The 14,770-nt window shown below is 29.7% G+C and carries 15 protein-coding genes; 11 read left to right on the top strand and 4 right to left on the bottom strand.

The annotated features are described in order from the left end of the window. The first annotated feature begins 73 nt into the window (after positions 1–73). From Q0O83_RS11105 to Q0O83_RS11055, 11 genes are all read left to right on the top strand, one after another. Positions 74–385 (top strand): hypothetical protein, encoded by a 312-nt coding sequence (locus Q0O83_RS11105; protein WP_294097106.1) that lies wholly within the window; start codon positions 74–76, stop codon positions 383–385. A gap of 698 nt (positions 386–1,083) precedes the next feature. Continuing rightward, positions 1,084–3,081, top strand: coding sequence for a hypothetical protein (locus Q0O83_RS11100; protein ID WP_294097105.1), 1,998 nt, complete (start codon positions 1,084–1,086; stop codon positions 3,079–3,081). Between the two features lie 19 nt (positions 3,082–3,100). Further along, positions 3,101–3,802, top strand: a complete 702-nt coding sequence (locus Q0O83_RS11095; RefSeq protein ID WP_294097104.1) for a ParA family protein — start codon at positions 3,101–3,103, stop codon at positions 3,800–3,802. After that, on the top strand, positions 3,799–4,479 hold the full coding sequence (locus Q0O83_RS11090; RefSeq protein ID WP_294097102.1) for a hypothetical protein: 681 nt from the start codon (positions 3,799–3,801) through the stop codon (positions 4,477–4,479). The genes Q0O83_RS11095 and Q0O83_RS11090 overlap by 4 nt, the downstream gene beginning before the upstream one ends. Before the next feature lie 108 nt (positions 4,480–4,587). Next, a complete protein-coding gene (locus Q0O83_RS11085; protein ID WP_294097101.1) occupies positions 4,588–4,779 on the top strand; it encodes a nucleotidyltransferase domain-containing protein in 192 nt (63 codons plus the stop codon). Between the two features lie 445 nt (positions 4,780–5,224). Beyond that, entirely contained in the window at positions 5,225–7,354 is a 2,130-nt protein-coding gene (locus Q0O83_RS11080; RefSeq protein WP_294097100.1) for a hypothetical protein, read from the top strand. Positions 7,355–7,358: 4 nt separating this feature from the next. Next, positions 7,359–8,672 (top strand): LlaJI family restriction endonuclease, encoded by a 1,314-nt coding sequence (locus tag Q0O83_RS11075; protein WP_294097099.1) that lies wholly within the window; start codon positions 7,359–7,361, stop codon positions 8,670–8,672. Positions 8,673–8,745: 73 nt separating this feature from the next. Further along, positions 8,746–9,171, top strand: a complete 426-nt coding sequence (locus Q0O83_RS11070) for a DUF4268 domain-containing protein (protein WP_294097098.1) — start codon at positions 8,746–8,748, stop codon at positions 9,169–9,171. Positions 9,172–9,824: 653 nt separating this feature from the next. Then, positions 9,825–10,886 (top strand): PD-(D/E)XK nuclease family protein, encoded by a 1,062-nt coding sequence (locus Q0O83_RS11065; RefSeq protein WP_294097096.1) that lies wholly within the window; start codon positions 9,825–9,827, stop codon positions 10,884–10,886. Between the two features lie 521 nt (positions 10,887–11,407). Continuing rightward, positions 11,408–11,929 (top strand): JAB domain-containing protein, encoded by a 522-nt coding sequence (locus Q0O83_RS11060; protein ID WP_294097095.1) that lies wholly within the window; start codon positions 11,408–11,410, stop codon positions 11,927–11,929. Between the two features lie 42 nt (positions 11,930–11,971). Beyond that, positions 11,972–12,256 carry a hypothetical protein gene (locus tag Q0O83_RS11055; protein WP_294097094.1) on the top strand — a complete coding sequence of 95 codons (285 nt, stop codon included), beginning with the start codon at positions 11,972–11,974 and terminating at the stop codon, positions 12,254–12,256. 449 nt (positions 12,257–12,705) lie between these two features. Here the strand turns inward: Q0O83_RS11055 and Q0O83_RS11050 are convergent, their stop codons facing one another. From Q0O83_RS11050 to Q0O83_RS11865, 4 genes are all read right to left on the bottom strand, one after another. Continuing rightward, entirely contained in the window at positions 12,706–12,987 is a 282-nt protein-coding gene (locus tag Q0O83_RS11050; protein WP_294097093.1) for a helix-turn-helix transcriptional regulator, read from the bottom strand. Next, positions 12,977–13,339: a type II toxin-antitoxin system RelE/ParE family toxin gene (locus tag Q0O83_RS11045; RefSeq protein ID WP_294097092.1), complete on the bottom strand. Its 363-nt coding sequence runs from the start codon at positions 13,337–13,339 to the stop codon at positions 12,977–12,979. The genes Q0O83_RS11050 and Q0O83_RS11045 overlap by 11 nt, the downstream gene beginning before the upstream one ends. Before the next feature lie 83 nt (positions 13,340–13,422). Continuing rightward, positions 13,423–13,995 (bottom strand): recombinase family protein, encoded by a 573-nt coding sequence (locus Q0O83_RS11040; protein ID WP_294097091.1) that lies wholly within the window; start codon positions 13,993–13,995, stop codon positions 13,423–13,425. A gap of 246 nt (positions 13,996–14,241) precedes the next feature. Then, entirely contained in the window at positions 14,242–14,445 is a 204-nt protein-coding gene (locus tag Q0O83_RS11865) for a RepB family plasmid replication initiator protein (protein WP_366515965.1), read from the bottom strand. Between the last annotated feature and the right edge of the window lie 325 nt (positions 14,446–14,770).

The following is a 14,770-nucleotide window of genomic DNA, read 5'->3' as shown; positions in this document are numbered from 1 at the left end:
TTTTTCAATATTTTTTGGATAAATTTTTTCTATAGTTTCCTTATATAATAAAAAATTTTAGGAGGTTTTTATTATGACTAATCAAGAAGCAATTTGGATTTTAGAGGCTGAGATTGAAAAGAAAAAGAAATCAATTAGTAACGAAAAGAATTATTTGAGAGAGCTTACAGATGATAGGTCAGCTCTTATGTATGTTGAAGTTTTACAAAGTGAAGGGAAACCTCTTCCAGCAGGATCTGGATATGATTCGTTCACAGAGTGGAAAACTCAATTGGAGAAGGAGATTAAATCTAGTGAAACCTCTTTAGTAAGAATTGAAACTGAAAGAGCAGAGCTTAGAGCTTTTGAATTCTTCGTAGAGAATGTACCAATAGTTGGAGAATAGTATGTGGTCTAATTCGACAAAAGTGTATAAGATTATATTTGCTATTTTAAATTTAGTTGGAACGCTTTTGTCTGTTAAGAATACTCATACGCTTTATAGCACAAAAGATGAATATATAAAAAAGGGAGATATGAATTATCCTAAACCTAGGATAACTAATCATTCTCAAATAGAATTTGTTAAGAGAGAGAAGCTTTAATGCTTCTCTCTTTATTTTTTACAAAAAAGTAAAGAGTATAATCTCTAAAATTAATTGAACTAATTATTATAAATTACTAAGAATAATTTTATATACAAAAACACATTGTATATAGTTGTTTATATTGTAAATATTGTTTATATTGTTATGTACAAAAAAAACATGTGTTATTTAGGCGTTTAGACTTTGATTTTACTGGGCTAGATGGATTTTGAGGGTATACTTATTACTGAGGTATAGTTTACTTATTACTGAGGTATAGTTTACTTATTACTGAGGTATAGTTTACTTATTACTGAGGTATAGTTTGCATTTTACTTGTGAAAGAGGTATATTTTCCAAAAAAACTTGATATTTTCCAAAAAAACTGATATTTTACTTATGACGGAGGTATAGTTTGGCTAAAAACGATCTATTTTTAAGAAAAAAATGACGTTTTTTTGGAGATATACCTTAGTAATAAGCATTTTTTATATCTAAGAAAAAGGAGTCTATTTTTGTGAAAAAAATTAAAAAAAATTTAGATAATTATTTAGATGTTGAAACAATTGATACAGGAGAAACCTTTTATTTAGAAGAGGAACTTTATGTAGATGAAAATTCTATAAAAAATAAATCTCTTGTGAGAGTTGATATAAATATTGTTCAATTTCCAATTTTCTCTAAAAATACTAAAAAGAGAAAAAATGAAATAACAAGTTATTATTTTAATAAAAATAGAGATACCTTTATTACAGTCACTCCATCAGCAGGAGAATATATTCCAGGGGAAACAGAGGAGATTATCTTTATTGCATTGATGTCAATTATGAAAAAAAATGGAATGAAGCAAGAGTTTTATACAACAAGTTCAGAAATAAAATCTGAAGCTAAAATTCATTCGAAAAACTATGGAAGTATAATAAAAAGCTCATTAGCTAGACTATCTTCGACAAATTATGTTTTTAAAAATACTATGTATTCGAGTGATTTTAAAGGTATTTTGTCAGAAGAGGTAAATACATCTATTTTAAGTTTTAGAGCACGAAATTTATTAGATAAAAAATTTAAGCATTTAAGAAATGAGTTCAATGATAAGAGAATAAAAGAAGCTTACTGGATAAAGATTTCAGACCACTTTTACAATAACATGATAAAAAAAGGATATCTAGTTTACGATAGCAATCTTCTTTTAGAGATAAACTCTTCTGTTGCTAGAACAATATATATGTTGATTGAAAAACTTAGATTTAATAAGTCTAAATTGACAATTGATACAGTCTTTTTAATAAAAAGAATTCCGTTAAAGTTTGAAAAAAGAAATTTACATCAAACTATAAAAACTTTGGAGTCAGCTTTTGAAGAGTTAAAAAATAAAAATTTGATTGAAAATTTTAAATTTTTAAAAGAAACTACTTGGGAAAAATCAGAGATTGAAATAGATTTTTCTGAGATTACAATTTTGGATAAACAGGAAAGATTTTTTGAGGATTTCAATGATTTTAGAAGTTTATCAACTGATATGACAATCAGTGATACTGAACACGAGATAATAGAGCAAGAGATCCAGGATTTGAAATCGAAAATTGAAACTCTGAATACAACTTCTAGGATTATTGAAAAACTTAAAGCTGAAGATGAGGAAGAGGAGATTTTAACTATTGAGGATGTGACAGTTGAAATGGTTCGAGAAATTTTTGAACTGTTGCCGAGTGTTGCTAAAAAATTAAAATCAATGCCAAAGACGATTCAAGATTCAATTCCAAAGTATGGATTTAAATCTGTGAAAGCTGCTGCAATTTATTTATCAAAGCAAAAAAACTTAAAAAGTCCTAGAGCCTATTTTTTAAAGAGTTTAGAGAAAAAATGGTACGAAGACATAGCTGATATTATTCAAACGCCAAAAAAAGCAGTTTTAGAGCTTTCTGATGGGGTTTCGGAAAATAGTTTTAACCCATCAAATGAAGATTCTCAAAAAAATAGATTTTCTGAAAATGTTTTTAATGAGTTTCAAAAGTTAGATGAGAAAGTTAGAAATGGAATTGAATCGTATGCGTATCGTGAATATATTGCTCGGTGTGGGGCAGAAACAAAAGTTCAAAAGTTAGCATTTTTAGCTGGAAGAAAATCTATTATCACAGAATTTTTGATTAAGTATCCAAGAGTTTTATCTGAAAGCTCTGAGGGCGAGATTCAGAATTTAAATTCAAAAATTGAGGAGATTCAAGAGGTTGAAGTTCTTCAGAAAAATGATGAGACACAGCAACCGAAAGTGGTTGAAGAGAATAAACACCTAGAAGAATCAACGACTTCTGAGAAGACTCCATTGAATGATATTCAAAAGTTGAATGAATTTATAAATACTGCAATAGAGGTTTATAAAGTTGTTTTGAATCTTTCGGATGAAAAGATTTTAGAGATTAAAAGAGAGATTGTTAATGAGTTAATAGAAAAATTCTTAAATAATTCGTTGACCTTAGAGGATATTAAATCTATAATTTATAAAAAAGTGATGTAATATTGAAGTGGGAGGAATAATGGGAAAAGTTATCACAATAAAAAACAACAAAGGTGGAGTTGGAAAAAGTTGGTTGACTTTACAACTGGCCCATATAATTTCAAATATAGATGAGAACAAAGTTTTAGTTTTAACGTCAGATTCACAAAATAATGTGATGCTTTATGCTGGAATTGATGTTGAGTTTGATAAAGGTTTAGAAACTTGGTTATCAAAAGGAGATGGAGATTTAATAGCTCTTAGAGATAATTTATACTACATTCCTTTGAGTGACAGCAGTTTTAAAAGAGGGTTTGATAAAAAACTAAAAGTTTTAATAGAGAGATTTAAAGAGGAATATGATTATATTTTAATAGATTCGGTTCCTGTTTTGAATATTGATAAATGTTTTTTAGAACTTGCTGATACGATTGTTATTCCAACAATGTTAGACACTGCGAGTTGTAAGGGGATATTGAATCTTTCAAACGAAGTGGATTTATCAAAAGTGAAAGCGATTGTACCAAATAAATTTTCTAAAACAAAAGCTGAAAAATTTTGGAAGGATATTTTAGGAGATTTCTTAAAAGGGAATTCAATATATTTTGCAGAGCCGATACCTCAGATGGCATTTTTATCTGAGTTAACACATCAAGGAAAGACTATACTAGAGAGCAGTTCAAAGAAAATAGATGAGGTTCAAAATATTCTGATTCATATTGCAAAGGTGGTTTCTGAATGAAAAAAATAAATAGTAAAATTGCAAATAAATTAGAGCAAAAATTTAAAGAGACGAATATTGTAAAAGAAACACCGGTAGTTGAAGTTATAAAGGTTTCTGAGCTGAAAGAGCAGTACGTTCCAATTGTAGATTATGATGAATTTGAATTGGATGAGATTCAAAAAGAGTTAATGATTGGATTTGAAGAAAAGGCGATTTATCATGCAAATGAGCTTTCTAAAAATGCTATTGAGTTGTCAAAAATGTTTTATGAGGCTCAAAAAACTTTGGCAGCAGCAGGAACAGGGTCTTTTGTGAAATGGTATGAGGCATTGGGATTTAAAAAGGATCTTGTTTATATGATGCTAAAGAGAAATGAACTTTTTATGACGATTCAAAATGAAAGGGTTTTCCAAATACCCGAAAAGGCTATAAAAACGATTTCAAAGATAAAAGATAGAGTTGGAATAGAGGACATTTTAGAGATTATTAATGCTGAAAAGCCTGTGATAGAAGCGAAAAAGGTTGAAGAGAGTCTTTCGGGTTGCCCGAAAGAGTTTGTACCCGAAATTGAAGTTGTGGATTTTTTAGAAACTCCGAGTGGAAAAATTAGAGTTTTAGAAAAAAAGATACTTGAATATAAAAAACTTTTAAAAGAGATGGAGCTAGAGCTTTCTAATTTGAAAAAATTAAATTAGGTTCTGGTGTAAAATAGTCTTTCGGGCAACCCGAAAGACTCGAAAATATTTCTACCCGAATTAGAAAATTGGAATAGTATAGATAGATTTTGAAAGGATGGTTTTAATATGATTAATTTAAAACAAATTGAAGAGGTTAAAAAAAGATTGGTTCAAGAGTTTCATCCTAAAAAGATATATATATTTGGTTCATATGCTTGGGGAACACCAAATGAAGATAGTGATTTGGACATTATGGTGATTTTAGATAAGTGTGATAATAAGATAGTAGAATTTGTAAGAAACAAAGTTTCTGAATAGTTAAAATTCAAGAGAGCGGAAGCTCTCTTTTTTTGATGGCGGGGGTTGCAGATAGAGGAGAGAGAGGTGGGTTCCCGCCATAACTTTTTTCATTGGGATAGATAATATGGCTTTCATATGAGCTAAGAATTGCAGTAGATACGGCACTGTGGCCGAGGCCGCGACGACCTAAGGAGGAGCAAAGACTTTCCCCCCAAGAGGCGGCTTAAAAAAAACGGTACCGCTAAACGGGGATGCCTAGCGGAAGATGTTTTTTTATATCCTTACTCGGGCCGGCCTGCACTAAAAAAACATCTGTAGCGACGCCGGCGGGGGGAAAGGCCCGGCCACCGAGCGAGCACGCCGTAAACCACGGACTAGCTAAGGCGTGGGAGCGAGGCTTCTTGTACTAGCAGTAAAAACATTTTTGTGTTAGAATTAATTAAAAATATGGAGGGGTGTAAAAGTGAAAGAAGAGTGTTTATTAGTTATTATTAATCAAAGTTATAGAGAAGGAATGACACAAGAAGAAGTTTATAGTGTTGCAAGAAAATCATGGAGAATTTCATCTAGTAAACTCTCAACTCTAAAATATGTTTTTGCTGTTTCAAATTCAAAAATCGTTGGAATGTTTGAGTGTTATGATTGGAATGAGGTGAAAGATGAAACAGATTTAGAGTATAATGGAGAAAATATAGGGAGAAAATATTTTGAAGGTAGTTTAGTCAAAGAAGAAATCCTAAAAAAATATTCATCTTCAGATATTTCATTTATAACAAAAGGTCAGCAAACTCCAACTTTATACTTAAAAGAAAATATTTTACGAAAGTATAAAGAGTGGTTAGAAAATAAATATGTTACTAGAAGAAATACGAAACTCGATAAAATAACTGTAGATGCAAGTATTTACAGATTAAATAGGAATATAGAAAGGATGCTAGAGAATAAGTTAATAGAGGATAAAATATTTTTCTTTTTATTAGATTCTAATAATTTATTAGAATTAAAGCAAAAATTAGAAGAAAAAGTTGGAAAACTAAAAGATTATTCGTTTACTTTTAATAGCTTTATAGCATTTAAAAAATTTATAGAAACTGGAGAAAATTTTATAGAGATTTTGGATCAAAATGATATTGAATTAAAAAGTGGGGAGGATAAAATGGAATATCAAAGAATTATATATGGTGCACCTGGTACTGGGAAGAGTTGTATGTTAAAAAAAGAAAGTGAAAAGATATTTGAGGATATCACCATAGAACAAACTATTATAGATTCAGATGGAAATGATAATACAAGTGATAGACAATATTGGTTGGTTGGAGCTTTTTGGGGAAATGATAATAAGTTGGATGAATTTATAAAAAATGGTTATTGGCAAAATGGTTGGGAAGATAAATTTTTAAATAAAGTAAAAGAGATTAAATCTGGAGATTATATTGGAATTAAGACTTTAAATAGACATACAAACGAAACAGTGGTCAGAGCTCTTGGGATAGTTACAAAAAACTATAATGATGGAAGTAAAATTGATGTTAATTGGCTTATAAAAGAAGAGAAAGCCTATTCGAATAGAAGATATAGTGCAACAATTCATAAAATAACTGGAGCTAGAACTGATATGTTTACTCCATTAGTAGATTTAGAAAAAAATAATGGAAAAAAAATTAAAGTTATAGAAGAAATCATAAATCCAATTGAAAGAGTTACTTTTTATGATGGATATACATATGGGCAGTTTGTTGGGACATATAAACCAGTTCCTAGTGAGATGGATTCAGAGAATATAGTATATAAATATATTCCTGGGCCACTGATGACAACTCTAGTTAAAGCTTTACAAAATCCAGGGCATAAGTTTCTTTTGATAATAGAGGAGATAAATAGAGCTAAAGCAGACAGAGTTTTTGGAAATATATTTCAGCTTTTAGATAGAGATAAAGATGGAAAAAGTGAGTATCCAATAGCTATATCAACAGAAGTGGAAAAATATTTAAAAGAGCAATTTGAAGATGATAATCAATATCAAGAGTATTTTGGAAAAGGTTTAATTTTACCGAATAATCTATATATATGGGCGACTATGAACAATGCAGATCAGGGTGTTTATCCTCTTGATACAGCTTTTAAAAGAAGATGGAGCTTTGAATATGTAGGTCTTGATGATAATGCAGAAAAATTTGGAGAAGTTGGAAAAGAATATTACGTTGATTTAAAGTTTGAAAATGATAATGATATAAAAAAAGTTTCTAAACACATTCCTTGGAATAAATTTAGAGAGAAATTAAATGAGTTTTTACTTGAAAATGGAATAAATGAAGATAGATTGATAGCTCCATTTTTTATAAATTTAAAACAATTTAGTGAAGATGTAGATAAAAATGAAACTACAACTTTATGGATAAATGAAGCTCCTTATCTTAATAAACTATTGATGTATATATTTGATGATGTTTTGAAGCATAAAATAAGTGTTAGAAAAAGATTATTTACAGAAGATATTTTAAGTTTTTCTCAACTTATAAAAAAATATAAAACAGGAGAGTGTATCTACTCCGAAGAGTTTTTAGATAAGTTGAATATAGAAGAGCAGGCGTAGTTTTATGAAAATCTTATATTTTAAAGAGTTAGAAAGATATAGTTTAAACGAGTATTCACAGTTTGAAAATAGTCAATTCTTAAATAATTTGATAGATAACAATATTTTAATTTTAGACTCTCAATATTTTAGATTTAAATTTGTTGGAATGATTGCGTTAACAGATTGTATAATTATAGTTTTTCCAAAATATAAAAAAAATCCTCAAAAAAATTATTCTGAAGAGGAAAAGAGAGAGTATGTAAAAAATATCTTTAGAGTATTTGAGAAGTATAATAAATCTAATAGTTCATTGTTAGAGAATGATTGTAATGATAAAAAGGAGTATTTGAACCTTTTCTCTTTATATAAGAGTTTAATTGATGATTATTTAGAATATGGATTATATGCAAATGATAGAGATATTTATACTATTTGTGGAGATGGAGAGATTGAATGGAATAAAACTATAGATGAACTAGATAATCACTTTAATAGTTCGAAGAATCCAATTTATGTAAATTACTATACTCATGATATTGAAGAGGAGCAAGAAAACTATATTAGAAGTATTCAGAAAAAACTTTTAACAGATGCAGCAGTATATTTTGAAGAGTTTAGAAAATTTGGATTAGATGGATTTCAATTTGATTTTCATTTTGATGGTGATTTAATAGGGGATGAAGAGTATCAAATATTTAAAATAGGATTAGAGTTAAGAGAAGTTTTTTCAGAAAGAAAAATTAATCTTTTAAAATTGATGAAAGCTATTTTAAAAGAGAAAATACATAGTTGTTATGAAGATATTAATATCTATGGGACCACATCCTATCATTCAGTTTGGGAAAATGTTTGTCAGATTGTTTTAGGACATGATTCATCTCTTAGAAATAAAATTCCTAAACCAATTTGGAGGTCTACTAACGGAGAAAAAGATAACTATAGTACAACCTTTGTTCCTGATATTGTACTTGAAAAAGATAATGATTTACATATCTATGATGCCAAGTATTATGAGACTGATTTTGATGAAAAAGGAAAACTAAAAAATAGTATTCCTGGAATAGGAGATATAAGTAAACAATTTTTATATGAAGAATCATATAGAGCATACTATGAAAAAGCAGATATTAAAAAAAGTAGATACTACAATGCTTTTCTGTTTCCAACAGAAGAAACACAACATAGTTATATAGGAGAAGTTTCATTTGAGATTTTCCCGGGAAAGAAAATAGAGTTGCTTAAACTTTCTACAGAGAAGATGTATGAATATTATTTGAAAGATTTAAAATTCAAGAAAGATATTAATGAAATCAGAAAAAATTGGAGTAATACTTGATGATCTTATAAAATTAAAATATAAGAAGGAGGAAGAAGTAGATACGTTTGAGTATTTATGAATTATATATAATATGAGCTTAAAGGATTTACAACAAAAATATTGGAGTACTTTCATAAAAATAGCTTTAATAAAAAGAAAGTTATCTTCAAATGAATATAGACTAATTAAAACAGTAGGTATAGATGTTGCTATTTGTAAAGATTATCACTTATATATTTCTATAGATAGTAGAAAAAAAATTTTAACTATAAAGGTTTATATTGATAGTAATAAAAAGTATTATAATTTTTTTGAAAATAAAAAATTAGAAATAGAAGATCAAATTGGCTCTAAATTAGAATGGAGAAATTTAGAAAATAATAAATCAAGTATGATTATGAAAAGTGTGGAATTTGATATATATAATGAGGAATTGTGGGAAGATTCAATAAATTATTTATTGCTAGAAATTCCTAAGTATAGAGATGTTTTTAAAAAATATGAAAATGAGATATAAATAAGGTAATTTTTTATTCCAGAAATCCCGCCTCCTGTGAGAGCCGGTATTCGGCGGGACCGAGCCTGTGGCCAGGCACATATTTGGGGCAGAGATATGGGATGTAGGCCACAGGCTCTTTTCTTCCATAAAAAATGTGTGGGCTTGGGCCACCCCCGCCGCTCTTCCCCCCAAGCCCCCCTTCCGGCATCCCCCATCCTCGGTACTCCCTTTTTGGGGGGACCGCTCTTGGGGGTGGCCAATGCCTTTCCCTCATTTTGCTCCCTCTGGGATAGAATCAGGCTCTTTTTTGCTGAGTTAGTAAGATTGAAAGCTAGATTCAGCAGAGCCTTCACGGGCAAGAGGTAGCAACTACGCCCACACTTCAATTCCCCACCCTCCCTCTACTGCTATCTTGTCGGGGCATTCCCATTTTTTGTAGAGATAATAGACATATTGTCTATCATCAATAATAAAATGTGGCGGGAATTTAGGTTTTTCTCCTCCATTTGCAATCTCCGCCAGCAGTTCGCTCAGCGAACTTTTAGAAAGGTAAATATAGAATTAACGTTTGGGAGTTACTTAAAACGCTGTTATAGAGGATTCAAATTATATATTTTACATCTAAATATTAAAGGAATATAATCTAGAAAAATAACTGTGGAGGGATTAGAATGAGACCAAATATATTTAAATTTGCAACGACTGAGTTATCTCAAGATGCTTTTATATGCTATATTTTAGATTATTATGAAGATGGATTTAAAGAGAGATATCCGTTTGAACATAGGTTTGCTAGAGTTTTTATAGATAAAATTTTGGAAAAATTAGAAATTAAAAATCTTCAGATAAATAGTTTAGAAGTAAAAAAACAACATATGTCGATTGATATTTTGTTAATTATAAATAAAAGTATCTATATAATAATAGAGGATAAAACTTTCACATCTGAAAGAGAAAATCAGATGAGTGGTTACAGAGAAAAGGTTATAAAAAGTTATGGTGTTACAGAGGAGAATGTTTATTGTATCTATTATAAAACTGGAGATGAGAGTTATACCTATATCTCACGGATTCAAGAGGGAAAAAATACTAAGACTCTTTTAAGAGAGGAGATTATTGAAATATTTGGAAACTATGAAGGCAGTAATATTATATTTGAAGATTATCTAATAAACTTAAAAGATATCCAAAATGAAAGAGAAAATTTTAAACATAGAGATTTACGAAGGGAAACTCTTACCTGGAGCGAGATTATTGGGTTTTATAATGAGTTAGATAAAGCCTTTGTCCAACTTAAATCAGAGGGTGTTATGCCAAAAGAAATTGAATTTAATTGGCATTATACAGCTAATCAAAATGGTGGTTTCATGTGTTATTTTTTCCAGAATGTTCTTGATTTTGAAGAGTATGGATATTATTTACAAATAGAATCTAGTTCAAAACATGATAAAAGTATTTATGAGAATTTAAAATTTGTTTTTAAAGTTTGGAGTGATAAGAAAGATATCTCGTTGTTATATAAAGGATTGGATATATTGAATGAGAGTTATGGGGACACTATCCGAAAGCCTTCAAGATTTGCACGAGGTTCTTGGATGACTCAAGCTATAATAAAAGATTGTTTAGTAATTGATGAAATGGGAACACTAAATGTTTACGAAACAGCTTTGAAAATGGTAAAGTGGCTGAAAAGCCTTAGATTTTTAAAAGATAGATTGAAACAGTTAGTTTAAAATAGTAAAACTTGGGAGATTACAAATGTAGTCTCTTTTTTTTATGAAAAAAATGAAAGAACCTCTGTAGGGGGGGACTACAGAGGTTCCGGGGGGGATTAAATTATATTATTAGCATTTTATATAATATTTAGACATAGGTTTTTGGAAAAAAGTTTTAAATATTTTTTAGACAGTTTTGGAAAAGAAGAGAGAGAAATACAAATTTTTTGGAGCCCCTATCGAGATGGTTTTAATGACCAAAATAGTTCTTGAGCAGTCGGTGTGTAGCATGAATTATCTTAAAAAAATCAAGGGCAAGCTCTGTGCTACCGCACCCTTGATTTTTCAGAAATTCATGCTTAGGCATATTTAGCTCAAGAACTTTTTATTTTGGTCATTAAAAATTTATATCTCTGTAGGGGCTCTCCGGGTTTTTTGTCTTTCTCTCTCGCCTCCTGTAGGGTTTGTTGGGGTCGGGGGTCTCGCCCCCCGGCGGCGAAGCTAAGAACTTTTCATTTAGATGTTGAAGGAGGTAGGTTATGAAAAATATTTTAGGTGTTTTAGGTTTTAAAAGTGTTGGTGCGTTGAGAAAGGCTGTAAAAGCTGGAGATGTGAACGCTCTTGAGTTTGTGGAGTTAATGACTGAATTTTTAAAAGGTGGGATTAAATCAGAAAATGTTTTGCTTAGAGGCAAGGCTGATTTAATATCTTATCTAAATTTGCAAATGGGATATTTGAAGCATGAGGAGTTCAAAGTTTTATTTCTTGATAGTAATAATAAAATTGTGAGTGATGAAACTTTATTTTGTGGGACTATTGATAGAAGTGTTGTTTATCCAAGATTGATAATAGAAAAAGCTATTCTATCAAGTGCCAAGGGAGCTATATTTGTACATAACCATCCAAGTGGAAATTTGACTCCATCTAAAAAAGATATAGAATTGACTCTTGAGATGCAAGAGATTTTTGACAAAATAGATATGAAATTGTTGGACCATTTCATTATTTCAGAGACGGAGTATTTCAGTTTTTATGAAAATGGATTAGTGGAGTATTACTAGGGAAAAACCCTAGTAATACTTTTAAAAATATGGAGGTGCAGGATGAAAAAGTTTGATATTATGGGAAATATTCGAAAAGAGATGAGTTTAAAAAATTTGAGTGTAGGAAGATTGGCCAAGAAAATTGGAATGGATGAAGTAGTTTTGACAGAGTTATTTTTAGAAAAGAAGGTAGAGATTGAGATATTGGAAAAAGTTATTGAAGTGGTTTTTGAAAATTATGAGTTCCAGTATTCTTTCAAAGAGAATCCTTTGAGAGTTTTTGCATCTAAAGAGCTGTTGGAGGAGTTATTGAGAAGAGAGAATTTAAAGAGACTTGGGAAATAAAGAAAGAGTGTGGTATAATGAAGTATTACAAATAAGCTTTGTTATTGTAGTAAGTACAAAAATGGGAAAAGTTCGCTCGTCGAACTTTTTTTCGTTTATACATCATTAACGGACAAAATAGCAAAAAACCTGTAAAAATAGATGTCAAAATAAAGGCTAGTAAAAATTGGGGTATACTTTTATACCTAATCGATTTTTGAAGGGCCTTAAAATCGATTTTAGAGGGTCATTTTTAGTGGGTATTTTTTGATGATTTTTAAAAAGTCCCAATAGGAGAGGGATAGTAAAAAATCGTATTTTAGAAATAAAGATAGATGTAGGGGATATGAAAAATGAAGGCTCAAAAGGCTCTCTATTAGAGGGGTTATGAAAAAAGAGTAGATTTAAGGTTTTTTTAAGAGTTTAATGTGAAAAACTGGAGGTTTTGAGATCTCCAGTTTTTTGTGGCTTTAACTTTGCTTAGGTATAAATGAGATATGAAGTTCTTGCCCTAGTCCATCAGCTATACGTTTTAAAAAATCAAGACTAGGATTTAAGGTTCCTTTTTCTAATTTGCTGATACGGGCTTGGTCAGTTCCAATTGTTTTTGCTAACTCTGATTGAGTTAAACCTTTTTCATTTCTAGCTTTTATTATAGCTGATATAATCTCATATTCTGGAGTTAGTTTATCATATTCTTTTTTTAACTCTTTATTCTTTAACTGATCATTTAAAAAATCATTAAATTTCATTTTCATTCCTCCTAACATAGTCAATTTTATATTCTATAGCTTTTTCAATCTCTTTTTTTGGTGTTTTTTGAGTTTTCTTTATAAAACCGTTTGTAAGTATTATTTTTTCTTTGGTAAAAAAGAAATAAAAAATTCTTGATATGTTATTTGCACTTTTTATTCTAAGTTCAAAAATTCCATCTTGCATGTATTTTACATGTGGTTCACGAAGTTCACTACCAAATGTTTGTAAAATTTCAATCTCTTTTAAAGCTTTAGCTCTCATCTTTAGTTCAAGGTCTAATAAAAAATCTTTTACAGGAATTTTTCCATTTTCTTTTTCATAAAAACTAATTTCAAACAATAGTATCACCTCTTTTTATAATTATATGTTATATACGACATATAATCAAGCTTTTTTTTAAATAAAAAAAACTCAATCAATAAAGATTAAGTTCAAGAATTTTCTCTCTCCTCCCAGTCTTTAATAAGCTTGTAGAAGGTACATCTTTTAAGTTTTAAAAGCTTCATAGCAGCAACACCAGTCATCTCTCTATTTTTCCAACTAGGATATATAGTTTCCCAGTTCTCAGGAAATGGAATGGGTTTACGTCCTTTATATTTACCAAGTTCTTTAGCTATAAATATACCCTCTTTCTGACGCTCTAAAAGGTTGGTTCTTTCAAACTCATTTATAGCTCCAATCATAGTTAACATAAGCTTCCCAGTAGGAGTTGAGGTATCTATATTCTCTTTAAATGAAACTAAATCCACTTTTTTCTTTGCTAAAATCTCTGTGATATTTAGAAGATCCTTTGTTGACCGAGCTAATCTAGAGAAATCATGAACATAGATTGTATCACCTTCTCTCACGAACTCTAATAGGTTTTTAAGTTCAGGTCTGCCCTCGATATCTTTTGCTGAACTTTTTTCAAGATATATTTTCTCGATACCCATCTCTTTCATTCTCTTCATTTGCCGACCTTCGTTTTGGTCTATAGTAGAAACTCTGACGTATCCAACTTTCATTTTCTATCCTCCATCATGTATAAAAATTTAATCTTTTATTAAGATTAAATTTTAGTAAAATTCTGAGTATATTATATATGATTATCTATGTGAAGTAAATAACAGATTGTTATCTGAAAAATATGTCTGAAAATATATTTAAGAGTTGAGATTTATAAAAAATATATTATCTATTTAGGGTACACCTTATTTAAACGAATCTTAAAAAAATTTAGAATAAAAAAAGCTACCCTTGTGGATAGCCATTTATTTTATTGAGAAAGTTGTAAATTTGGTGCTAAGTGACAAAAAAACTGACACGAGTCCATCAAAAGAAATTTTTATTTCATTAGTTCCTTGTTCTTTTAATTTAAAACAAATTGAAAAAAATAAATCCAACTCTTTTGTTGAAAAAACTCCAAGATTGACTTTATTCATATCATTATGATATTTTACAACATCTCTAGGCAATTGTACCCCTCCATTTTTATTTTTAATTATTCACAAATAGTAGTCTTATCCCTTAATTAAACATTTTATAAAACTAGGTTACCACACAAGAGGCTACTTGTCAAATTTCAAGTAGCCTCTTACCCACAATTGGTAGTCTTATACCCCTATTGTTTATGGTAATAGGCCTCGCGTCGGTTTTTTTGTCCTTTGGCACCAAATTTGCATTTTTCTCAACAAAATCAACGGCTACTCGTTAGGGAGTAGTCTTTTTTTATTTAAGTAGGGGTCCCGTCCATGCCCGTCAACCTAAGAAGAGGTTTAGTTCCTTGTGTGGTATAATCTA

Source organism: uncultured Cetobacterium sp., from assembly GCF_945952365.1.
Taxonomy (GTDB): Bacteria; Fusobacteriota; Fusobacteriia; order Fusobacteriales; family Fusobacteriaceae; genus Cetobacterium_A.
Note: the sequence above shows the minus strand (reverse complement) of the source record. Positions and strands in the feature narration are given on the sequence as shown.